The sequence below is a fragment of the Pseudomonas sp. Irchel s3a12 genome, assembly GCF_900187485.1.
Lineage (GTDB): Bacteria > Pseudomonadota > Gammaproteobacteria > Pseudomonadales > Pseudomonadaceae > Aquipseudomonas > Aquipseudomonas neuropathica.
Genome location: NZ_FYDN01000010.1, coordinates 243,971 through 265,812, shown reverse-complemented (window position 1 = coordinate 265,812; position 21,842 = coordinate 243,971). Strand labels below are relative to the sequence as shown.

The 21,842-nt window shown below is 60.7% G+C and carries 22 protein-coding genes; 13 read left to right on the top strand and 9 right to left on the bottom strand.

All coding sequences use genetic code 11. The features are described from left to right. Nucleotides 1-59: 59 nt before the first annotated feature. Nucleotides 60-782 carry a monofunctional biosynthetic peptidoglycan transglycosylase gene (gene mtgA / locus CKW14_RS18710; protein ID WP_095049453.1) on the top strand — a complete coding sequence of 241 codons (723 nt, stop codon included), beginning with the start codon at nt 60-62 and terminating at the stop codon, nt 780-782. Between the two features lie 181 nt (nt 783-963). Here the strand turns inward: mtgA and rpoH are convergent, their stop codons facing one another. The 4 genes from rpoH to ftsY all read right to left on the bottom strand — a co-directional run bounded on the left by rpoH (nt 964) and on the right by ftsY (nt 5,158). Further along, entirely contained in the window at nt 964-1,818 is an 855-nt protein-coding gene (rpoH, locus tag CKW14_RS18705; RefSeq protein ID WP_003229146.1) for an RNA polymerase sigma factor RpoH, read from the bottom strand. Nucleotides 1,819-1,932: 114 nt separating this feature from the next. Further along, nucleotides 1,933-2,958: a permease-like cell division protein FtsX gene (gene ftsX, locus CKW14_RS18700; protein ID WP_095049452.1), complete on the bottom strand. Its 1,026-nt coding sequence runs from the start codon at nt 2,956-2,958 to the stop codon at nt 1,933-1,935. Next, a complete protein-coding gene (gene ftsE / locus CKW14_RS18695; protein WP_008065082.1) occupies nt 2,955-3,626 on the bottom strand; it encodes a cell division ATP-binding protein FtsE in 672 nt (223 codons plus the stop codon). The genes ftsX and ftsE overlap by 4 nt, the downstream gene beginning before the upstream one ends. Continuing rightward, complete coding sequence (gene ftsY, locus CKW14_RS18690; RefSeq protein ID WP_095125840.1) at nt 3,623-5,158, bottom strand: signal recognition particle-docking protein FtsY; 1,536 nt, start codon at nt 5,156-5,158, stop codon at nt 3,623-3,625. Before ftsY ends, ftsE begins: the two co-directional genes overlap by 4 nt. A gap of 344 nt (nt 5,159-5,502) precedes the next feature. Between ftsY and CKW14_RS18685 the strand changes: the two genes are divergently transcribed. From CKW14_RS18685 to CKW14_RS18665, 5 genes are all read left to right on the top strand, one after another. Beyond that, nucleotides 5,503-6,858 carry a pitrilysin family protein gene (locus tag CKW14_RS18685; RefSeq protein WP_007913612.1) on the top strand — a complete coding sequence of 452 codons (1,356 nt, stop codon included), beginning with the start codon at nt 5,503-5,505 and terminating at the stop codon, nt 6,856-6,858. Then, complete coding sequence (locus CKW14_RS18680) at nt 6,851-8,338, top strand: pitrilysin family protein (RefSeq protein WP_095125839.1); 1,488 nt, start codon at nt 6,851-6,853, stop codon at nt 8,336-8,338. The genes CKW14_RS18685 and CKW14_RS18680 overlap by 8 nt, the downstream gene beginning before the upstream one ends. Continuing rightward, nucleotides 8,338-8,952 carry a 16S rRNA (guanine(966)-N(2))-methyltransferase RsmD gene (rsmD, locus tag CKW14_RS18675; protein WP_038358861.1) on the top strand — a complete coding sequence of 205 codons (615 nt, stop codon included), beginning with the start codon at nt 8,338-8,340 and terminating at the stop codon, nt 8,950-8,952. The genes CKW14_RS18680 and rsmD overlap by 1 nt, the downstream gene beginning before the upstream one ends. Before the next feature lie 63 nt (nt 8,953-9,015). Then, on the top strand, nt 9,016-10,011 hold the full coding sequence (locus tag CKW14_RS18670; protein WP_095049448.1) for a hydrolase: 996 nt from the start codon (nt 9,016-9,018) through the stop codon (nt 10,009-10,011). Continuing rightward, the gene (locus tag CKW14_RS18665; protein WP_095049503.1) at nt 10,008-10,838 is read left to right on the top strand and encodes an AraC family transcriptional regulator; all 831 of its coding nucleotides are present in this window, start codon (nt 10,008-10,010) and stop codon (nt 10,836-10,838) included. Before CKW14_RS18670 ends, CKW14_RS18665 begins: the two co-directional genes overlap by 4 nt. A gap of 78 nt (nt 10,839-10,916) precedes the next feature. On the opposite strand, the gene CKW14_RS18660 is transcribed toward CKW14_RS18665, so the two are convergent. Together CKW14_RS18660 and CKW14_RS18655 are read right to left on the bottom strand one after the other, a co-directional pair. Then, nucleotides 10,917-11,771: a sulfurtransferase gene (locus CKW14_RS18660; protein ID WP_095125838.1), complete on the bottom strand. Its 855-nt coding sequence runs from the start codon at nt 11,769-11,771 to the stop codon at nt 10,917-10,919. Between the two features lie 32 nt (nt 11,772-11,803). Continuing rightward, entirely contained in the window at nt 11,804-12,475 is a 672-nt protein-coding gene (locus CKW14_RS18655) for a TetR/AcrR family transcriptional regulator (protein WP_007913599.1), read from the bottom strand. Nucleotides 12,476-12,621: 146 nt separating this feature from the next. Here CKW14_RS18655 and CKW14_RS18650 point away from each other — a divergent pair, with 146 nt between their 5' ends. The 5 genes from CKW14_RS18650 (at nt 12,622) to CKW14_RS18630 (ending at nt 17,307) form a co-directional block, all read left to right on the top strand. Beyond that, entirely contained in the window at nt 12,622-14,052 is a 1,431-nt protein-coding gene (locus tag CKW14_RS18650; protein ID WP_095125837.1) for a coniferyl aldehyde dehydrogenase, read from the top strand. Between the two features lie 29 nt (nt 14,053-14,081). Beyond that, nucleotides 14,082-14,627: a twin-arginine translocation pathway signal protein gene (locus CKW14_RS18645; protein WP_095049445.1), complete on the top strand. Its 546-nt coding sequence runs from the start codon at nt 14,082-14,084 to the stop codon at nt 14,625-14,627. Between the two features lie 90 nt (nt 14,628-14,717). After that, nucleotides 14,718-16,313 carry a GMC family oxidoreductase gene (locus tag CKW14_RS18640; protein ID WP_095049444.1) on the top strand — a complete coding sequence of 532 codons (1,596 nt, stop codon included), beginning with the start codon at nt 14,718-14,720 and terminating at the stop codon, nt 16,311-16,313. A 115-nt stretch (nt 16,314-16,428) separates the two neighbouring features. Then, entirely contained in the window at nt 16,429-16,908 is a 480-nt protein-coding gene (coaD, locus tag CKW14_RS18635; RefSeq protein WP_003229157.1) for a pantetheine-phosphate adenylyltransferase, read from the top strand. A gap of 147 nt (nt 16,909-17,055) precedes the next feature. After that, nucleotides 17,056-17,307 (top strand): YfhL family 4Fe-4S dicluster ferredoxin, encoded by a 252-nt coding sequence (locus CKW14_RS18630; RefSeq protein ID WP_003195146.1) that lies wholly within the window; start codon nt 17,056-17,058, stop codon nt 17,305-17,307. Nucleotides 17,308-17,449: 142 nt separating this feature from the next. Here CKW14_RS18630 and CKW14_RS18625 read toward each other — a convergent pair whose 3' ends face one another. From CKW14_RS18625 to CKW14_RS18615, 3 genes are all read right to left on the bottom strand, one after another. Next, complete coding sequence (locus CKW14_RS18625; protein WP_095049443.1) at nt 17,450-17,773, bottom strand: multidrug transporter; 324 nt, start codon at nt 17,771-17,773, stop codon at nt 17,450-17,452. Between the two features lie 69 nt (nt 17,774-17,842). Then, a complete protein-coding gene (gene mutM, locus CKW14_RS18620; protein ID WP_095125836.1) occupies nt 17,843-18,655 on the bottom strand; it encodes a bifunctional DNA-formamidopyrimidine glycosylase/DNA-(apurinic or apyrimidinic site) lyase in 813 nt (270 codons plus the stop codon). A 12-nt stretch (nt 18,656-18,667) separates the two neighbouring features. After that, nucleotides 18,668-19,480 carry an HDOD domain-containing protein gene (locus CKW14_RS18615; protein WP_175559546.1) on the bottom strand — a complete coding sequence of 271 codons (813 nt, stop codon included), beginning with the start codon at nt 19,478-19,480 and terminating at the stop codon, nt 18,668-18,670. A 228-nt stretch (nt 19,481-19,708) separates the two neighbouring features. On the opposite strand from CKW14_RS18615, the gene CKW14_RS18610 reads away from it, so the two are divergent. Then, a complete protein-coding gene (locus tag CKW14_RS18610; protein WP_095049442.1) occupies nt 19,709-20,248 on the top strand; it encodes a type 1 glutamine amidotransferase domain-containing protein in 540 nt (179 codons plus the stop codon). A gap of 180 nt (nt 20,249-20,428) precedes the next feature. Next, entirely contained in the window at nt 20,429-21,625 is a 1,197-nt protein-coding gene (locus CKW14_RS18605; RefSeq protein WP_093429813.1) for a class I SAM-dependent rRNA methyltransferase, read from the top strand. The last annotated feature ends 217 nt before the right edge of the window (nt 21,626-21,842 follow it).

Here is a 21,842-nt window from a genome sequence, read left to right as displayed (position 1 = left end):
GACGCGATCGGCAGGGTCTGTATAATGGCCCGCTCCACCGGTTCGGCCAAGCCATCTCTATGCTGCGTACTATTTTCCGTCGTCTCACGAAGGCCCTGCTCTGGTTCGCCGGCGGCAGCGTCTTGCTGGTGCTGGTGTTTCGCTTCGTGCCGCCGCCGGGTACGGCGTTGATGGTCGAACGCAAGATCGAGTCCTGGGTCGACGGTGAGCCAATTGACCTGCAACGCACGTGGAAGCCGTGGGACGAGATCTCCGACGACCTCAAAGTGGCGGTCATGGCCGGTGAGGATCAGAAGTTTCCCGAGCATTGGGGTTTTGATTTCAGTGCGATCCAGGCTGCATTGGCCCACAACGAGCTTGGCGGCTCGATTCGCGGCGCGAGCACTTTGAGCCAGCAGGTGTCGAAAAACCTGTTTCTGTGGGCCGGTCGCAGCTATCTGCGTAAAGGCCTGGAGGCGTGGTTTACTGCGCTGATCGAGGTGTTCTGGCCCAAGCAGCGGATTCTTGAGGTGTATCTCAACAGCGTCGAGTGGGATGACGGGGTGTTTGGCGCCGAAGCCGCAGCCCGCCATCACTTTGGTGTGAGCGCGAAGTCGTTGTCACGGCAGCAGGCGAGTTATCTGGCGGCTGTTCTGCCCAATCCGCGTGTCTGGAGTGCCAGCCATCCGACCGCTTATGTCTCGCGGCGGGCCGGGTGGATTCGGCAGCAGATGAGTCAGTTGGGTGGGGATAGTTATCTGTTGGGGCTCAACGATTCGCGCCGGGCACCGTGGTCGCGATAACACCGAGGATCTAAATGTAGGAGTGAGCCTGCTCGCGATAGCGGTACATCAGTGACGGCAATGCTGACTGTCACACCGCTATCGCGAGCAGGCTCACTCCTACATTGGTTTTGTGTGAAGCCAGAAATGAAAACGCCCCGATCATCGCTGATCGGGGCGTTTTTTATTGCCTGCTCGCCGGTTATGCGGCGATCGACAACTTGAGCTTGTTCATCGCGCTCTTCTCGAGTTGACGGATCCGCTCGGCCGACACGTTGTACTTCTGCGCCAGATCATGCAGCGTGGCTTTCTCTTCTGCCAGCCAGCGCTGGTAGAGGATGTCGCGGCTACGTTCGTCCAGCACTTCCAGCGCTTCGTGCAGGTTGTGGTTGGAGTTGTCGCTCCAATCGGCATCTTCCAGTTGACGCGCCGGGTCGTACCGGTGGTCTTCCAGGTAGTTGGCCGGCGATTGAAAAGCGCTGTCATCGTCGGCTTCAGCAGCCGGGTCGAAGGCCATGTCGTGGCCGGTCAGGCGACTTTCCATCTCGCGCACTTCACGCGGTTCAACGCCGAGGCTTTCCGCCACACGGTGGACTTCCTCGTTGTTCAGCCACGCCAGACGTTTCTTCTGGCTGCGCAGGTTGAAGAATAGCTTGCGCTGGGCCTTGGTGGTCGCGACTTTCACAATGCGCCAGTTGCGCAGGATGAACTCGTGAATTTCCGCCTTGATCCAGTGCACAGCGAACGACACCAGACGCACACCCATTTCCGGGTTGAAGCGCTTCACGGCCTTCATCAGGCCGACGTTACCTTCCTGGATCAGGTCAGCCTGAGCCAGACCGTAGCCGGAATAACTACGGGCGATATGTACAACAAAACGCAGGTGGGCGAGCACCATCTGCCGAGCCGCCCCCAAATCCTGCTCATAGTAGAGACTCTCGGCCAGTTCACGCTCCTGCTCCGGCGTCAGCAATGGAATGCTGTTGACGGTGTGCACGTAGGCTTCCAGGTTCGCACCCGGAACCAACGCATACGCAGGTTGCAAAGAATTGGTCATGCGAAAAAACCTCCCACTTACATACTCGTGCTTCTCAGCACTGCGAAAAATTGACCGGGAACTCAAATACAAGTTCCCAAAAAACCGCGAGGTCAATCACGCGCAAAAAAGATTCTACTTCGGCGCCAGCTCCCTGAGATGGCGTGCGACTGCAATCCATGCACCGATATAACCCAACAGCACCGCGCCAAGCAAGAGCGACAGACCGTCGGCAACTGGCACTCCGGCCAGAGCGAAATCACTGCCGTACAAACCGGCCAGCCCAACCACCGCATCGTTCAGCCAGTTCAGGCCGAACGCCAAGACGCCCCAGGACAATAGCCCCGCACCGAAGCCATACAACGCGCCCATATAAAGGAAAGGGCGACGCACATAACTGTCAGTGCCGCCGACGAGTTTAATCACTTCTATCTCGGTGCGGCGGTTTTCAATATGAAGACGAATGGTATTGCCTATCACCAAAAGTAATGCAGAAACCAAAAGCACCGTCAGACCGAAGACAAAACGATCGCCAAGCTTGAGGATGGCGGCCAGACGCTCGACCCAGACTAGATCAAGTTGCGCCTGTTGTACCTTGGGCAATTCGGAAAGTTTTTGTCTTAATGCTTCCAGCGTCGGCTTGTCGACCTCATTCGGGGTGACCAGCACCACGCCCGGCAACGGGTTCTCCGGCAGCTCGCGCAGGGCTTCACCCAACCCGGATTGCTGCTGAAACTCTTCCAGCGCCTGATCGCGGCCGACATATTCAGCATCCGCTACGCCGGGCATGCCTTTGATCTGCTCGCGCAACGACTCGCCCTGCTGCGGGCTGGCGTCGAGTTGCAGATACAGCGAAATCTGCGCTGCACGCTGCCACGAACCGCCAAGACGCTCGACGTTGTTGAGCAACAGGGACAAGCCCATTGGCAGACTCAGCGCGACCGCCATCACCATGCAGGTGAAGAAGCTGCCGATCGGCTGCTTGCCGAGACGACGCAGGCTGTCGAGCAGACTGGCGCGATGGCTTTCGACCCAGGCACGGAACAGCGTGGCGAAGTCCGGGCCATCGTCTTCGTCGTGTTTTTTCTTCTTCGGTGGTTGCGGATCGGCGGCTTTCGGCGCCACACGTTCGGAAACCTTCGGACTGCGTGTCGCACTCATTCTCCGGCCTCCCCGTCGCCGATCAATCGGCCGCGTTGCAGGGTCAGCATGCGGTGACGCATGCGCGCGATCAGCGCCAGGTCGTGACTGGCGATCAGCACGCTGGTGCCCAGACGATTAATGTCTTCGAACACGCCCATGATTTCAGCCGCCAGACGCGGGTCGAGGTTACCGGTCGGTTCGTCCGCCAGCAGCAAGGCCGGACGGTGCACGATGGCGCGAGCAATGCCGACACGCTGTTGCTGACCGGTGGACAGGTCGCCCGGATACAGATCGGTTTTATCCGACAGCGCCACGCGCTCCAGCGCCGAATCGACACGCTTGGCGATTTCGGCCTTGGACAAGCCAAGAATCTGCAGCGGCAAGGCGACGTTGTTGAACACCGTGCGATCAAACAGCAACTGGTGATTCTGGAACACCACGCCGATCTGCCGACGCAGGAACGGAATCTGCGCGTTGCTGATGGTGCTCAGGTCTTGCCCAGCCAGCAGCAGTTTGCCGCTGGTCGGACGCTCCATCGCCAGCAACAGGCGCAACAACGTGGATTTACCGGCGCCGGAGTGACCGGTGACAAACAAGAACTCGCCACGACGGACTCGAAAGCTCAGCTCATGCAAGCCGACGTGACCGTTCGGGTAGCGTTTACCGACCTGTTCGAAACGAATCATGAACGCTCCCGCTCGGCAAACAGTGCCTGGACAAAGGGTTCGGCTTCAAAAGTGCGTAAGTCGTCGATGCCTTCACCGACGCCGATGTAGCGGATCGGCAAGCCGAACTGCTTGGCCAGGGCGAAAATCACGCCGCCCTTGGCAGTGCCGTCGAGCTTGGTCAGCGCCAGACCGGTCAGTTCGACGGTCTGGTTGAATTGCTTGGCCTGGTTGATCGCGTTCTGGCCAGTACCGGCGTCGAGCACCAGCAGCACTTCGTGCGGCGCGTCGGCGTCGAGCTTGCCGATCACCCGGCGAACTTTTTTCAGTTCTTCCATCAGGTTGTCTTTGGTGTGCAGGCGACCGGCAGTGTCAGCGATCAATACATCGATACCACGGGCCTTGGCGGCCTGCACGGCGTCGAAGATCACTGAAGCCGAGTCGGCGCCGGTGTGCTGGGCGATGACCGGGATCTTGTTGCGCTCGCCCCAGACTTGCAGCTGTTCCACGGCAGCGGCGCGGAAGGTGTCACCGGCGGCGAGCATGACTTTCTTGCCTTCCAGTTGCAGCTTCTTCGCCAGTTTGCCGATGGTGGTGGTCTTGCCGGCGCCGTTGACGCCAACCACCAGAATAACGAACGGCTTGTTCTGCGAAACGATTTTCAGCGGTTGTTCGACCGGCTTGAGCATCGCTGCCAGTTCGGCCTGCAGGGATTTGTACAGCGCGTCGGCGTCGGCCAGCTCTTTGCGGGCGACCTTCTGGGTCAGGCGCTGGATGATTTGCGTGGTGGCTTCGACGCCGACGTCGGCGGTGAGCAGACGGGTTTCGAGGTCATCGAGCAGGTCGTCATCAATGGTTTTGCGGCCGAGGAACAAGCTGGCCATGCCCTCGCCGATGCTGGCGCTGGTTTTCGACAGGCCTTGCTTGAGACGGGCGAAGAAACCGGCTTTGGTTTCTTCGGTGCGCGGGGCTTCGACTGGGGCCTCGGTAACCACTTCAACCGGCACAACTGGCGCAGCGACGACCGGTGCAGGTGCAGGTGCAGGTGCAGGTGCAGGTGCAGGTGCAGGCTCGGGCTGTTGAACGACAGGAGCAACAAACGCCGGCGCAACAGGCTCAGCAACAACCGGCGCAGGCTCGACAACCGGCTCAACCACAGGCGCCCGAGCCACCTCGGGCACCAACGCAGCAGGCGCTGGAATTTCCGGGGTGATGTGTGGCGCAGCTTCTTCAACCAACGCCACCGGCTCTTCCGCCACCGGCAAGGTCAGCCACGGTTCAGCCGCAGGAGTCAGCGGTAGTTCAGCCGCCACAGGCGCTTCAGGCTCTGGCTCAGGCTCAACCGGTTGCAACACCGGCTCGGCAATCGGCAGCACAATCGGTGCCGGCTCTTCTTCTATGACTGGAGCCGGCGCCGGCGCAGGCGCTGGCTCAGGAATCACCGGCGGCTGTTCGACGACGGGTTCCTGCGGTTTCTTACGCAGCCATCCGAACAGGCTTTTCTTCTCGCCAGCCGCAGCTGGGGTCTTCTTGTCGTCGTTGGAACCAAACATGGAGGACGGCTATCTCACGGTAGCGACGCGCCATAAGGGCGCCCCGGCAAATAAATATTCGATGCAGAACAGACTGTGTTTCATCCAGCTTGTTCACGCGCAACATTTTGTCGAGGCGCCAGCGGCACCTCAAAGAATCGTATAAACGAAGGACTAAACCGGCAAATTCGGCGAAAAAGCGAAGTTTAGTCGATAAACTGTAGCTTTCTGCCGCAAACCCATTCAGCCAGATCAGGTCTGAAAACCTGATAGGCGTGGTCGCCGGTAAAACGGATCAGTATCCTAGCACCCTCTCGCCCGCCGACGCTAAGACCAAGCGGGCAGCCCAACAGGTTAAAAAACGAATGAATGCTCTAGCCCGCCGCGCTGCAGGCCTGCTGCTCAGCACAGTCTGCCTGCCCCTTTCGGCCCTGGCGGCCGACCCGCAACCGACCCACGAATTCACCCTCGACAACGGCCTCAAGGTCGTCGTGCGCGAAGACCATCGCGCACCGGTGGTGGTGTCGCAGGTCTGGTACAAGGTCGGCTCCAGCTACGAAACCCCGGGCCAGACCGGTCTGTCCCACGCGCTTGAGCACATGATGTTCAAGGGCAGTGAAAAAGTCGGTCCCGGCGAAGCCTCGCTGATCCTGCGTGACCTCGGCGCCGAAGAGAACGCCTTCACCAGCGACGATTTCACCGCTTATTACCAGGTACTGGCCCGCGACCGTCTGGGCGTCGCCTTCGAACTGGAAGCCGACCGCATGGCCAATCTGCGCCTGCCGGCCGACGAGTTCGCCAAGGAGATCGAAGTCATCAAGGAAGAGCGCCGCTTGCGCACCGATGACAAGCCGATGTCCAAGGCCTACGAGCGCTACAAGGCCATGGCTTACCCGGCCAGCGGCTACCACACGCCAACCATTGGCTGGATGGCCGACCTCGACCGCATGAAAGTCGAAGAACTGCGCCACTGGTACCAATCCTGGTACGTGCCGAACAACGCCACACTCGTCGTAGTCGGCGACGTGACCCCGGACGAAGTGAAAACCCTCGCCCAACGCTACTTCGGCCCAATCGCCAAACGCGACGTGCCGCCCGCGAAAAAACCGCTGGAGCTGGCCGAACCCGGCGAACGCCAGATCACCCTGCACGTGCAGACGCAATTGCCTAGCCTGATGCTCGGTTTCAACGTACCAAGCATTGCCACGGCTGAAGACAAACGCTCGGTCAACGCCTTGCGCCTGATCTCGGCGTTGCTCGACGGCGGTTACAGCGGGCGCATCCCGACGCAACTGGAGCGCGGCGAAGAGCTGGTCTCCGGCGGTTCGTCGAGCTACGACGCCTATACCCGTGGCGACAGTCTGTTCACCCTGTCGGCAACCCCGAACACCCAGAAGAAAAAGACTATCGCGCAAGCCGAGGCCGGTCTGTGGAAACTGCTGGAACAGCTGAAAACCACCGCGCCGTCCGCTGAAGAACTGGAGCGCGTGCGAGCACAAGTGATTGCCGGTCTGGTCTTCGAACGTGACTCGATCACCAGTCAGGCCACCGCCATCGGTCAACTCGAGACCGTCGGTCTGTCGTGGAAACTGATGGACACCGAACTGGCCGATCTGGAAAGCGTGACCCCGCAAGACATCCAGAACGCCGCCAAGCTGTATTTCACCCGCGAACGTCTCAGCGTCGCCCACGTCCTGCCACTGGAGACGACTCATGAGTAAGCGCAAATCCCCACGCCTGCTACTCGGCCTGATTGCCGTGGCGGTGATCGGCTCTGCCGCGCTCTACCTGTCGCCTGGCGCTGACAGCAATGCCAGCGAAGCCCTCGACAACGCCAAGACCAGCCAGAAGCTGCAATCACTGACCGAACTCGACGGCAAGGCCCCGGCCAGCCGCAAACTCGACGTGCAAACCTGGAACACCGCCGAAGGCGCCAAAGTATTGTTCGTCGAAGCCCATGAGCTGCCGATGTTCGACATGCGCCTGATCTTCGCCGCTGGCAGCAGCCAGGACGGCAGCGCTTCGGGCTTGGCAGTGCTGACCAACGCGATGCTCAACGAAGGTGTCGCCGGCAAAGACGTCGGCGCCATCGCGCAAGGCTTCGAAGGCCTCGGTGCGGATTTCGGCAACGGTGCTTTCAAGGACATGGCGCTGGCTTCTCTACGCAGCTTGAGTGCCACCGACAAGCGTGAACCGGCGCTGAAGCTGTTCGCGGAGGTGGTCGGCAAACCGACCTTCCCGGCCGACTCCTTCGCACGCATCAAGAACCAGCTGCTCGCCGGTTTCGAATACCAGAAACAGAACCCCGGCAAACTCGCCAGCCTTGAGCTGATGAAGCGCTTGTACGGCGATCACCCGTACGCGTATTCGAGTGACGGTAACCCGCAGAGCGTGCCGAAGATCACCCTCGCGCAGTTGCGTGAGTTCCACGCCAAGGCCTACGCCGCTGGCAACGTGGTGATCGCGCTGGTCGGCGACCTGTCGCGGGCGGATGCCGAGGCGATTGCCAATCAGGTCTCATCTGCCCTGCCCAAAGGCCCAGCGCTGGCGAAAATCGCTCAGCCGCAGGAACCGAAGGCCAGCATCAACCACATCGAGTTCCCGTCGAAGCAGACCAACCTGATGCTCGCGCAACTGGGCATCGACCGTGACGACCCCGATTACGCCGCGCTGTCGATGGGCAACCAGATCCTCGGTGGCGGCGGTTTCGGCACGCGCCTGATGAGCGAAGTGCGTGAGAAACGTGGCCTGACCTACGGCGTGTACTCGGCCTTCAGCCCGATGCAGGCACGCGGCCCGTTCATGATCAACCTGCAGACCCGCGCGGAAATGAGCGAAGGCACCCTGAAACTGGTGCAGGACGTGCTTGCCGATTACCTGAAAACCGGGCCGACGCAGAAGGAACTCGACGACGCCAAACGCGAACTGGCCGGCAGTTTCCCGCTGTCCACCGCGAGCAACGCCGATATCGTCGGCCAACTCGGCGCGATGGGCTTCTATAATCTGCCGCTGAGCTATCTGGACGACTTCATGCGTCAGTCGCAAAGCCTGACCGTGGAACAAGTCCGCGACGCCCTGAACAAACACCTGAGCACGGACAAAATGGTCATCGTCACCGCTGGCCCGACCGTGCCGCAAAAGCCGTTACCGGCCCCATCTGATAAACCTGCCGAGCAACCGCTCGGGGTTCCGGAGCACTAATGGCTACCCGATCGCCTAAAAAACCTGCGCAAAACGTCCACAACGGTGTGAACCAGTTGCGCATCATTGGCGGCCAATGGCGCAGCCGCAAGCTGAGCTTCCCCGACGCACCGGGCCTGCGCCCGACGCCGGATCGCGTGCGTGAAACCTTGTTCAACTGGCTCGCACCGTACGTTGAAGGGGCCAAGGTGCTTGATCCGTTCGCCGGCAGTGGTGCGCTGTTTCTCGAAGCGCTGTCCCGTGGCGCGGCCATGGGTCAGGCGCTGGATGCCAGCAACATTGCCGTGTCCAGCCTGAAAGAACACCTCGGCACCCTGCGCTGCACCAACGGCCAGGTACAGACCGCCGACGCCCTGCGTTATCTGGAAACCCAGACCGCAACTCCGTTCGACCTGGTATTCCTCGACCCGCCGTTCAACCAGAACCTGCTGCCTGCCGTCTGCACCTTGCTCGAAGAGCGCCAGTGGCTGGCGCCGGACTCGTGGATCTACACTGAAAGCGAAACGGCGCCATCGACGCTGGGCCTGCCGGGCAACTGGCGCCTGCATCGCGAGCAGAAATCCGGCCGGGTTTACTACGCGCTGTGGCAACGTACGGCAGAGATCGCCGGTTAACCGACCGGTCTGAATAAGCGGCGCCCCTTCCAACAGGGTCGCCGCTCTGCATCGAGAACCATCGTGTCCACCTCTTCAGAACGCTTCAACCCCGCCTTCGGCCTCGGCAATCCGCACCTGCAAACCTTGTGGGGGCCGCTGTGGCGCAAAACCGTACATATCGAGCGTGAACGCGAACGCCTGTGGCTTGAGGATGGCGACTTTCTCGATCTCGACTGGCACGGCCCGCACACCGCCGATGCACCACTGGTGCTGGTATTGCACGGTCTGACCGGGTCCTCCAATTCGCCTTATGTAGCGGGCATCCAGAAGTCACTGGCTGATCAAGGCTGGGCCAGTGTTGCGTTGAACTGGCGCGGCTGCTCTGGCGAACCGAATTTGCTGCCGCGCAGCTATCACTCCGGCGCCAGCGAAGACCTCGCCGAAACCATCAGACATCTGCGTGCCAAACGACCGCTGGCACCGCTGTATGCCGTCGGCTACTCCCTGGGCGGCAACGTGCTGCTCAAACACCTCGGGGAAACCGGCAGCGCCAGCGGCGTGCTCGGCGCCGTAGCGGTATCAGTGCCGTTTCGCCTCGATCAATGCGCCGACCGCATCGGCCAGGGATTTTCCAAGGTCTATCAGGCGCACTTCATGCGCGAGATGGTCGCCTACATCAAGAACAAGCAGCGGCAGTTTCAACACGACGGGCGTGAAGAAGGACTCGCCGCGCTGGCCGCCCTCGGCTCGCTGGAAAACATGCGCACCTTTTGGGATTTCGATGGCCGGGTAACCGCGCCGTTGCACGGGTTCGAGGATGCCGAGGATTACTATCGTCGCGCCTCAAGCCGCTATTTCCTCGGCGAGATCCGCACGCAGACCCTGATCATTCAGGCGGCGGACGATCCGTTCGTGTTCCCCCACAGTTTGCCGCAGGTCAATGAGCTGTCGCCGTCGACCGCTTTCGAACTGCAGGCGCGTGGTGGGCATGTCGGCTTTGTCGACGGCTCGCTGCGTCAGCCCGGCTACTATCTGGAACGACGCATCCCGCAGTGGCTGGCGCGCGTGCCCGCATGAGCGATCAGGGCGAGTCGATCCGCTTCTGGCAAACCGCGCCGCTGGCCGGGGTCGAGTTGCTGTCGGCGCGCTACATCGAGCATCGCTTCGCCCCGCATGTGCATGACGGCTATGTGATCGGCATGATCATGGCCGGCGCCCAGCGTTATCGCTATCGCGGCGCCGAGCACCTGGCGGGCAGCGGCACGCTGGTACTGATCAATCCGGACGAGCTGCACACCGGGCACAAGGGCACCGAGGACGGCTGGCTGTACCGGGCGTTTTATCCCGATACCGCGCAAATCGTTTCGCTGCTGGATGAGCTGGAGCTGTCCACCAGCAACCTGCCGGCGTTCGGCGCCACGTTGTATCGCGATGCGGATCTGGTCAACGGCTTTGCGCAGTTGCACCGCTTGCTCGAAAGCCCGACCACCGCGTTGCAACAGCAGACGGTGTGGCGCGAGATGATGTTGCGGCTGTTGCAGCGCCATGCGGCAGTGCCGGTGCCCGGTCGAGCGGGTAAAGAACACCGCGCGGTGCGGTTGGGCAAAGAACTGCTGCACGCGCAACTGGCGGCGCCGCCATCGCTGGAAGAGCTCGCAGCGGCGGTGAATCTGTCGCCCTTCCATTTCGCCCGAGTATTCCGTCGCGCCACCGGCATGCCGCCGCACACCTGGCTGATGCAGCAACGCATCGCCCAGGCTCGCGCACTTCTGCAACACGGCTGCTTGCCGGTGGAAGTCGCCACGCAACTGGGATTTGCCGATCAGAGCCATTTGAGCCGGCAGTTCAAGCAGGCTTATGGCGTCGGCCCCGCCGCGTACCGCAGCGCCCGGATGGAAAGCTAAAAGATCGCAGCCTTCGGCAGCTCCTACAGGGAAATGCATTCCAATGTAGGAGCTGCCGAAGGCTGCGATCTTTTGATCTTATTCGCCGGTGGCGATGCCGCGAGCCGGTTCGTTGATCCACTCACTCCACGACCCGGCGTACAACGCCGCCAACGGATAACCCGCCAGACACAACGCAAACAGGTTGTGACACGCCGTCACGCCGGATCCGCAATACGCAACCAGATCCGCTGGCGAACGCTCACCGATCTTGGCGGCAAAACGCTGCTTGAGTTGATCCGCCGGCAGGAATCGCCCATCGCTGCAGAGGTTGTCGGTGAACACCGCGCATTGCGCACCGGGAATATGCCCGGCAACCGGATCAATCGGCTCGACCTCACCTTTGAAACGCGGCAAAGCCCGGGCATCGATCAACGTCAGCGCCGGTTGACCAAGCCGCTGTTGCAGTTGCTCGGCGCTGAGCAGCAGGCGGGTGTCCGGCTGGCCAATGAAATTGCCACGGGTATCCGTCGGCGCATCCAGGCTCAGCGGCAGCCCCGCCGCATGCCACGCCTTGAGCCCACCATCGAGAATGAACACGCCATCGCGCTTACCCAGCCACGCCAGCAACCACCACGCCCGCGCCGCGTAGGCACCGGGACCGTCGTCGTACAAAACCACGTCGCTGTCGTTGTTGATGCCCCAAGCCTGCAGCCGCTCGATAAACGCCGCCGGCTCGGGCAACGGGTGACGGCCAGTCACGCCTTTGACCACTTTACCGCTGAGGTCACGCTCAAGATCGGCAAAGCTCGCCCCGGCAATGTGCCCCTCGGCATAGCTGCGCTGACCGTAGACCGAGTCTTCGAGGGCAAAACGACAATCGAGAATCACCAGCCCTGGCTGCCCCTTGCGGGCATCCAGTGCTTCGGGGCTGATCAGTTGCGCAATCGGCATAACAGGCTCCTGGGGGATTTCAACAGAACGGTTTATTTCACGTCTTCGAGGGCCTGGGCCAGCGGCACGTAGAACTCCTCGAACAACGCATTGACCTCGTCACGCGCCTGCTCGGTGACAAACCCGGCTTCCAGCACCAGCACCTGATACACGCCACGTTTAATGGCTTGCTCACTGAGGTGGTTGGAGTTTTCGCGGGTGGTGCACAGGAAGCGCACCCAGGACGTCAGGATGATCCAGGCATTGAGGGTCAGGGATTCGATTTGCACGCGATCCATATCAAGGATCCCGGCGGCAACAAAACCTTCGTAAATCGCCGCGCCTTGAATCACGCAGCGCTGGGAAAAGCGCCGATAGCGGGCGGCCAGTTCCGGATCGCTATCGAGCAGATGCTCCAGATCGCGGTGCAGAAAGCGGTAGCGCCACATCGCCGAGAGCAATTCCTTGAGATAGAAACGCTTGTCCTCGACCGTCGCCGCGCGCCCCTGCGGCGGGCGCAGAAAGCTGTCCACGAGGCTTTCGTACTCACTGAACAACACGGCGATGATCGCCTGCTTGTTGGGGAAGTGGTAGTACAGGTTGCCCGGAGAAATCTCCATGTGGGCGGCAATATGATTGGTGCTGATGCTGCGCTCGCCCTGCTGATTGAACAGTTCAAGGCTGTTCAGCACGATACGCTCGCTGGTTTTTATTCGTGGGGCCATGGCTTGAGCTTTAATTCAGAGTGCGTTGGGGAGCATCTTACGACCTAACCGGAAATGGATAAAACACTGCCGTGCAAGGAAGTCATTTGACTTTCTAGAGCATAGACTCTAAAAAGTTCATTACTACAATAAATCCGGAGCAGACCATGACTGCCGACGTTGCTTACCTGCAAACGCTGCAACAACCGCTGGCCGAACTGGACCGGTTGTTCGAGGCGCAGCGGGCTGCGTATGCCGCCACTCCGATGCCGCCCGCCGCCCAGCGCCAGCAATGGCTCAAGGCCCTGAGTGATTTGCTCAGCAACGAGCGTAAGGCCTTGATCGAGGCGATCAGCTCCGATTTCAGCCATCGCAGTGCCGACGAGACCTTGCTCGCCGAACTGATGCCGAGCCTGCACGGCATTCATTACGCCAGCCGCCACCTCAAGGGCTGGATGAAAGCCTCGCGGCGCAAGGTTGGTGTGGCGTTCCAGCCGGCCTCGGCGAAAGTGGTCTATCAACCATTGGGCGTGGTCGGCGTCATCGTGCCGTGGAACTACCCGTTGTATCTGGCCGTCGGCCCACTGGTCGGCGCCTTAGCGGCGGGTAACCGGGTGATGCTCAAACTCAGTGAATCAACCCCCGCCACCGGCTTGCTGATGAAAGAGTTGCTGGCGCGAATTTTCCCCGAAGACCTGGTCTGCGTGGTGCTCGGTGAAGCCGACATCGGCGTGGCGTTCTCGCGCTTGCGCTTCGACCACTTGCTGTTTACCGGCGCCACCAGCATCGGCAAACACGTGATGCGCGCCGCCGCCGAAAACCTCACCCCGGTCACCCTGGAACTGGGCGGCAAATCGCCGGCCATCGTCTCCCGCGACGTACCGCTCAAGGATGCCGCCGAGCGCATCGCCTTCGGCAAAACCCTCAACGCCGGCCAGACCTGCGTTGCCCCGGATTACGTGCTGGTGCCGGAAGACCGGGTCGGTGCTTTTGTCGAAGCCTATCGCCAGGCGGTGCAGGGTTTTTACCCGACACTCACCGACAATCCGGACTACACGGCGATCATCAACGAACGCCAACTGGCGCGGCTCAACGGCTATGTAAGCGACGCCACCAGCAAGGGCGCGCTGTTGATTCCGCTGTTCGAGCAGGGCCAGGGCCGACGCATGCCGCACAGTGTGCTGCTGAATGTCAGCGATGAGATGACGGTGATGCAGGACGAAATCTTCGGCCCGCTGCTGCCGATCGTGCCGTATCAGGACCTGGAGCAGGCATTTGCTTACATCAATCAGCGGCCACGTCCTCTGGCTCTTTACTACTTTGGCTACGACAAACGCGAACAGAACCGGGTGCTGCACGAAACCCATTCCGGCGGCGTGTGCCTGAACGACACGTTGCTGCATGTGGCTCAGGACGATATGCCGTTCGGTGGCATCGGCGCTTCGGGCATGGGCCACTACCACGGTCACGAAGGCTTCCTGACCTTCAGCAAAGCCAAAGGCGTGTTGATTAAACAGCGCTTCAACGCGGCCAGGCTAATTTATCCGCCCTACGGCAAATCGATTCAGAAACTGATCCAGAAGCTGTTCATTCGCTAAACCTTCGTCACCGCCGGGTAATAAAAACAATGCACCCAAGCCTGACCGAAACACCTGCACTGTCGCGCCGTGGCCTGCTGAAATTCAGCCTCGGCGCCACGGCGTTTCTCGCCACCGCCGGACTCGGCGCCAGCCTCAGTGGCTGTTCATCGAGCGTCGCGGCGAACGGTTTTGTGTCGTTGCGTGACGGCGACCTGCTGTTTCTGCGCGCGCTGATTCCGGTGATGCTCGACGGCGCCGTGGCAGCCGAGAGGATGCCGAGCGCGGTTGATGGCACGCTCAAGTCGCTGGACTACAGCCTCGACCACCTGTCGCCGGAAATGCTCAAGCTCACACGACAACTGTTCGATGTACTCGGCATGGCCGTGACGCGCGGACCACTCACCGGGATCTGGGGCAGTTGGGAGAACGCCAGTGCCGAGGCCATGCGGCATTTCCTTGATCGCTGGGAAAACAGTTCGCTGAACCTACTGCGCATGGGGCATAGCTCGTTGCAGCAGATGGTGATGATGGCCTGGTATACCCGCGCGGAGTCGTGGGCGCATTGCGGTTATCCAGGGCCGCCTAGCGTCTGAAACCGTGTCCTCCCTTCGCGAGCAGGCTCGCTCCCACAGGGGGCGGCCGCCACACCGCCGCATCCAAAAATAATAAAGAGAACCTGATCGATGCCCGTACCCGACCCGTTCCGCGAAGGCCTCGCCCGAGGCTGGAAAACCTACAACGGCGCACAACTGACCGACGACCTCACCCTTGAAGCCGACGTCGCTATCATCGGCAGCGGCGCCGGTGGCGGCACCACGGCAGAAATCCTCAGCGCCGCCGGCTACAAAGTGCTGCTGATCGAAGAAGGCCCGCTGAAAACCAGCTCCGACTTCAAAATGCTCGAAGACAAGGCCTACAGCAGCCTTTATCAGGAAGGCATCGGGCGCATGAGCAAGGACGGCGCGATCACCATTCTTCAGGGCCGCGCTGTCGGCGGCACAACGCTGATCAACTGGACCTCGAGCTTTCGCACCCCGGAGCCGACCCTCGAGCACTGGGCCAAGGAACACAACGTCAAAGGTCACAGCCCTGCCGAGATGGCGCCGTGGTTCGAGAAAATGGAGCAGCGCCTCGGCGTCGCCCCGTGGATGGTGCCACCCAATGCCAACAACGACGTGATCCGTAAAGGCTGCGAGCAACTGGGCTATAGCTGGCACGTGATCCCACGTAACGTGCGCGGCTGCTGGAACCTCGGCTATTGCGGCATGGGCTGTCCGACCAATGCCAAACAATCGATGATGGTCACGACCATTCCGGCGACATTGGAAATGGGCGGCGAACTGCTTTATCTGGCCCGCGCGGAGAAGCTGCTGATCAACGGCGACAAGGTCACTGGCCTGCAATGCGTGGCGATGGACGAACGTTGCGTCGCGCCGACCGGACGCAAAATCACGGTCAAGGCGCGGCATTACGTGCTGGCCGGCGGCGGCATCAACAGCCCGGCGCTGCTGCTGCGTTCGGATGCTGCGGACCCACATAAAACCCTGGGAAAACGTACCTTCCTGCACCCGGTGAACATGTCCGCAGCGCGCTTCGACGAAGTCATCAACCCGTTTTACGGGGCACCGCAGTCGATCTACTCCGACCATTTCCAGTGGAAGGACGGCACCAGCGGGCCGATGGCCTTCAAACTCGAAGTGCCGCCGTTGCACCCGGCCTTGGCTGCCACCTTGCTCGGCGGTTTTGGCGCAGAGAGCGCGCAACATATGGCAGACCTGCCGCACACCCACGCCATGCTGGCCTTGCTGCGTGACGGTTTTCACCCGGACAGCACGGGCGGCACCGTCGAGTTGCGTGGCGATGGTTCGCCGGTGCTCGACTATCAGGTTTCACCTTACGCCTGGGAAGGCCTGCGCCGGGCCTTTCACGTCATGGCCGAAATCCAGTTTGCCGGCGGTGCAAATGCGGTGATGCCGATGCACGCCGACGCCCGTTACGTGAAAACCCTGGCCGAGGCCCGCACGCTGATCGATGGTTTGAGCCTTGAGCTGTACCGCACGCGTCTGGGCAGCGCGCATGTCATGGGCGGTTGCGCGATGGGCGAAGAGCCGAAAAGCGCAGTCACCGACAGTCTCGGCCGGCATCATCAACTGGCTAATCTGTCGATTCACGACGGCTCGCTGTTCCCTACCAGCATCGGCGCCAACCCGCAGCTATCGGTGTATGGCCTGACCGCGCAACTGGCGACTTCCCTCGCCGATCGGCTGAGAAATCCGTGAAAAAACCAATTAATTGCCTCGTCTATAGTGCTTTCTTACCCAACAGGCGACTTGGCCGACCGGGACGGCTGCGATACCATCCGACTCCCCAACGGACTCCCGCCAGGACGACGCGATGAACCGAGTGTTGTACCCAGGTACCTTCGACCCTATTACCAAGGGCCATGGCGATCTGGTCGAACGCGCCTCGCGCCTGTTCGACCACGTGATTATTGCAGTCGCTGCCAGCCCGAAGAAAAACCCGCTGTTCCCGCTGGAACAACGGGTAGAACTGGCTCGCGAAGTGACCAAACACCTGCCGAACGTGGAAGTGGTCGGTTTCTCGACACTGCTGGCGCATTTCGCCAAAGAGCAGAACGCCAACGTGTTCCTGCGCGGTCTGCGTGCGGTGTCGGACTTCGAATACGAATTCCAGCTGGCCAACATGAACCGTCAGTTGGCCCCGGATGTGGAGAGCCTGTTTCTCACGCCGTCCGAGCGTTATTCGTTCATTTCCTCGACGCTGGTGCGGGAAATTGCCGCGCTGGGCGGCGATATCAGCAAGTTCGTCCACCCGGCCGTGGCTGATGCGTTGACCCTACGCTTCAAGAAGTAGGAGCTGCCGAAGGCTGTGATCTTTTGCTTTTAAAAGATTGCAGTCTCGTGCCCTTGATCGCAGCCGCGTGCACTGCGCTCGCCAATGCGGCACAATTGCGCGCATTGATTTATAGCGCCCGGGCCTGCCGCCCCGGCTGGAGTTAGCATGTCCCTGATCATCACCGACGATTGCATCAACTGCGACGTCTGCGAACCCGAGTGCCCGAACGCCGCCATCTCCCAAGGCGAAGAGATCTACGTGATCGACCCGAACCTGTGCACCCAGTGCGTCGGCCACTACGACGAACCACAATGCCAGCAGGTCTGTCCGGTGGATTGCATTCCGCTGGACGAGGCGCATCCGGAGACTGAAGAACAGTTGATGGAGAAATACCGCAAGATTACCGGCAAGGCCTGATTCGATAGTTTTATAGCGATCTTTCGGGCCTCTTCGCGAGCAGGCTCGCTCCCACATTGGATTTGCGTCGCTCACAAATCCCCTGTGGGAGCGAGCCTGCTCGCGAAAGGGCCATTAGCTGCTCCGCAAATCCCTGATCAGCTTACTCGCGCTGCTCAAAACCCTCCCCGATACACCCCAGGCACCGCACAAAAGCGGCTTTAGCCGGATCAACTACCAGCGCCTGCCCGGCATCGCCCACCCCGCCGCCCAGTGCGGTAAACGGCAACGACACGACGAACGCCCCCGCACCGATCACCGTCGCCACCACCAATAAAGGTCGGGCAATCAGCAAGTCGCCGATCATCGCGTAGGCCGGTGGATTCTGGATGGTGTAACGCGGATCGCCGCTGCCGTTTTCCGTGGCCTGAACCGCCAGACTGGAACACAGCAGCAGCGTAATAACGAGGGTTTGCAAGGATTTCATGGCACGATCCTTCGGGCTAAACAGTGAGACCACTCACTATAGACCGTAGGACTTTTTCAGCCTGTTGCCTCAGGTCTGGCAGCGCGGGCAGAACACACTGGCACGCTGGCCGAGCTTCACCTCACGCAAACCGGTACCGCAGACCTTGCAGTGTTCACCGCCACGGCCGTAGACAAACAGTTCCTGCTGGAAATACCCCGGTTGGCCGTCGCCGCCAATGAAATCGCGCAGCGTCGTACCTCCGCGCTCGATGGCAGCGGCCAGAATGCGTTTGATCTCGATCGCCAGCTTCAGATAGCGCCCCCGGGAAATGCCTCCGGCCTCGCGGCGCGGATCGATCCCGGCGGCGAACAGCGCTTCGGTCGCGTAGATATTGCCGACCCCGACCACCACTGCGTTGTCCATGATGAACGGCTTGACCGCCATCGACCGCCCGCGTGATAGCTGAAACAAGCGCTCGCCATCGAACAGATCGGTCAGTGGCTCAGGCCCCAAGCGAATCAGCAGTTCATGATTGAGCGGGTCGTTGCTCCACAACATCGCGCCGAACCGGCGCGGATCGGTGTAGCGCAGCGCCAGCCCCGACTCCAGCTCGATATCGACGTGTTCGTGCTTAAGCGCCGGCAATCCGGCTTCAACCAGACGCAAATTACCCGACATGCCCAAGTGGCTGATCAGCGTGCCGACTTCGGCGTTGATCAGCAGATACTTGGCGCGACGCTCGACCAGCACAATGCGCTGCCCCGACAGGCGCACATCGAGGTCTTCGGGGATCGGCCAGCGCAACCGCCGGTCACGCACGATCACCCGACTGACGCGCTGGCCTTCCAGGTGCGGGGCAATCCCGCGACGGGTGGTTTCGACTTCTGGCAGTTCAGGCATGGCGTTCTCGGATCAATGCGCGCCGAGGTCGCGGATTGTTTGTTTGAGAGTTTCGAAGTCGTAATCCGACAGTCCTACATAATCGAGTACCAGCGGGCCGACGGCGTTCCATTCGGAATCTTCTGTCTGGTTGCCCAGCACGCGGTAAGACGCACAAATGTGCTCGGCCATCTTCAGGATCGCCAGCAGGTTTTTCAGCTGACTGTTGCGCGACGACTCATCGCTGAAGATCGCCAGGGCATTGTGGTGGTTGGCGATCGCCGCGCTGACATGCTCCGGCAGGCGCCAGGACTTGGCGGTGTAGTAGCCGACCACTGCATGGTTGGTATTGAACTCGCTGTTTTCCGTGTCCACTACGCGACATTCGGCGCTAGCGTTGGCATAAGCCTTTTCCAGAACCGTCATGTAATTGGGGAACCGTTGCAGCATCAACGGCACGCCGCAATCGTGGAACAGACCCAAGGCATACGCCTCATCGCCGGCCTGAGTGCCGATACGCTTGGCCAGCGTCAGGCAGGTCATGGCCACATCCTGGGCAGTGTCCCAGAAACGGTTGAGGGTGACGATGGTGTCGTCGTTCATCTCGCCCTTGATCGACTGCGCGTTGATCAGGTTGATGATCGAGCGGCTACCCAGCAGGTTCACCGCGCGCTGGATCGAGGTGATCTTGTTGCTCAGACCGTAATACGGCGAGTTGACGATTTTCAGCAGCGAGCCGGACAGACCGGGATCCTGAGCGATCAGCTTGGCGATCACCTCCAGGTCCGGGTCGGGCATGTACTGCTCCATTTGCAGATCCACCATGATCTGCGGTTGCGCCGGCACGCTGATGCCTTGCAGCGATTGTTGAATCTGTTCGGTGGTCAGCTCTTGGGACATAAGTACACACTCTGGGACAGGCGGCGATTCTAACCTCTAAAAACCGCGAGACGACACACCAGTGGGCAATTGTCAGGAACTTTCATTAACGCCCAGGCTTCGGAATCTGTAATGCCCAACGGGTCACACCGGCCCATTGCGGCGGCAAACTCCCACAGACTCAGGAGCTTATCGATGGCCACTTCCCTCAACGGCAAACGCGTCGCCATTTTGGTAACAGACGGTTTCGAACAGGTCGAACTGACCGGTCCCAAGCAGGCACTGGAGCAAGCCGGCGCGCAAGTCGACATCCTTTCCGCCGAGGCCGGCAAGGTCAGAGGCTGGAACCACGATAAACCGGCGGATGACTTCAAGGTCGACCAGACCTTCCAGGGTGCCAGCAGCGAGCAGTACGACGCGATCGTCCTGCCGGGCGGCGTACAGAACTCCGATACCATCCGCATCGATCAGGATGCCCAGCATCTGGTCAAGACCGGCGCCTCTGCCGGCAAACCGATTGCGGTGATCTGCCATGGCGGATGGCTGCTGATTTCCGCCGGGCTGGTCAACGGCAAGACCATGACCAGCTACAAGACACTCAAGGATGACCTGGTGAATGCCGGGGCCAACTGGGTCGATAAAGAAGTGGTCAAGGATGGTCACCTGATCAGCAGCCGTCAGCCGGATGATATTCCGGCGTTCAGCAAGGAGTTGATCAACGCACTGTCTGCGTAGCATTCACAACTGCCTTCGCAAGCAAGTCGAATCGTCGCTCCCGCATTGATCTTGTGTCAGTCACAAATCCCCTGTGGGAGCGGGCCTGCTCGCGAAGAGGCCATCAGCGTTTCATCGCTCATCAAACCCGGCACAAGTCGCAACACGCTATACTCCCGCTCTTTTTTCCGGAGCGACGTCATGTCCCTGCCTAGCTTGCGCCTCAAAGCCAACGCCGACCGTCGCCTGCGCGCCGGTCACCTGTGGGTCTACAGCAACGAAATCGATGTAGCCGCCACCCCGCTGCACGGCTTCAATGCCGGCGACCAGGCCATCCTCGAAGCCGCTGGCGGCAAGCCGTTGGGCATCGTGGCGATGAGCCCGAACAACCTGATCTGCGCCCGCCTGCTGTCGCGCGATATTAAAGTTGCGCTGGACAAATCGCTGCTGGTGCACCGTCTGAACGTGGCCCTGTCACTGCGCGAGCGCCTGTTCGACAAACCGTTCTACCGTCTGGTCTACGGCGACTCCGACCTGTTGCCAGGCCTGGTCGTTGACCGTTTCGGTGACATTCTTGTGGTGCAGATCGCCTCGGCGACCATGGAAGCGCACAAAGATGACGTGATCGCGGCCCTGACCCAAGTGCTCAAGCCAAGCGGCATCCTGTTCAAGAACGACTCCGCAGCCCGTGATGCCGAAGGCCTCAACCGCTACGTCGAAACCGTGTTCGGCCTGGTGCCGGAGTGGGTGGCGCTGGAAGAGAACGGCGTGAAGTTCGAAGCCCCGGTCATTCAGGGTCAGAAAACCGGCTGGTTCTACGACCACCGCATGAACCGTGCACGCCTGGCCCCTTACGCCAAAGGCAAACGCGTCCTCGACCTCTATAGCTACATCGGTGGCTGGGGCGTGCAGGCTGCTGCGTTCGGCGCCAGCGAAGTGTTCTGCGTCGACGCCTCGGCTTTCGCCCTCGACGGCGTTGAGCGCAATGCCGCGCTGAACGGTTTCGCCGACAAGATGACCTGCATCGAAGGCGACGTCTTCGAAGCCTTGAAAGAGCTGAAAGCCAGCGAAGAGCGCTTCGACGTGATCGTGGCCGACCCGCCAGCGTTCATCAAACGCAAGAAAGACATGAAAAACGGCGAAGGCGCCTACCGTCGCCTGAACGAGCAAGCCATGCGCCTGCTCAACAAGGACGGCATCCTGGTCAGCGCGTCGTGCTCGATGCACCTGCCGGAAGATGACCTGCAGAACATCCTGCTGACCAGCGCCCGTCACCTGGATCGCAACATCCAGTTGCTCGAGCGGGGCGGCCAGGGTCCGGATCACCCGGTGCACCCTGCCATCGCCGAAACGCGCTACATCAAGAGCATCACCTGCCGCCTGCTGCCCAACAGCTGATTTTTTGCGGATAACGGGGAGCCAGCAGGCTCCCTGTTTTGGTTTCTGGCATCGCCCTTCCCTTCGCTATCTCCCTGGACTTCCTACAATTATATTCCCGCAGACATGCAGGACATTTCCTTACGCCTTTTAATTACTGAAACTTACCCTACAAGTTTATTTCCAGCTAAAGATTGCTCCGACAAAATTACTGGAAATTTCCTACCTAATATCCCCT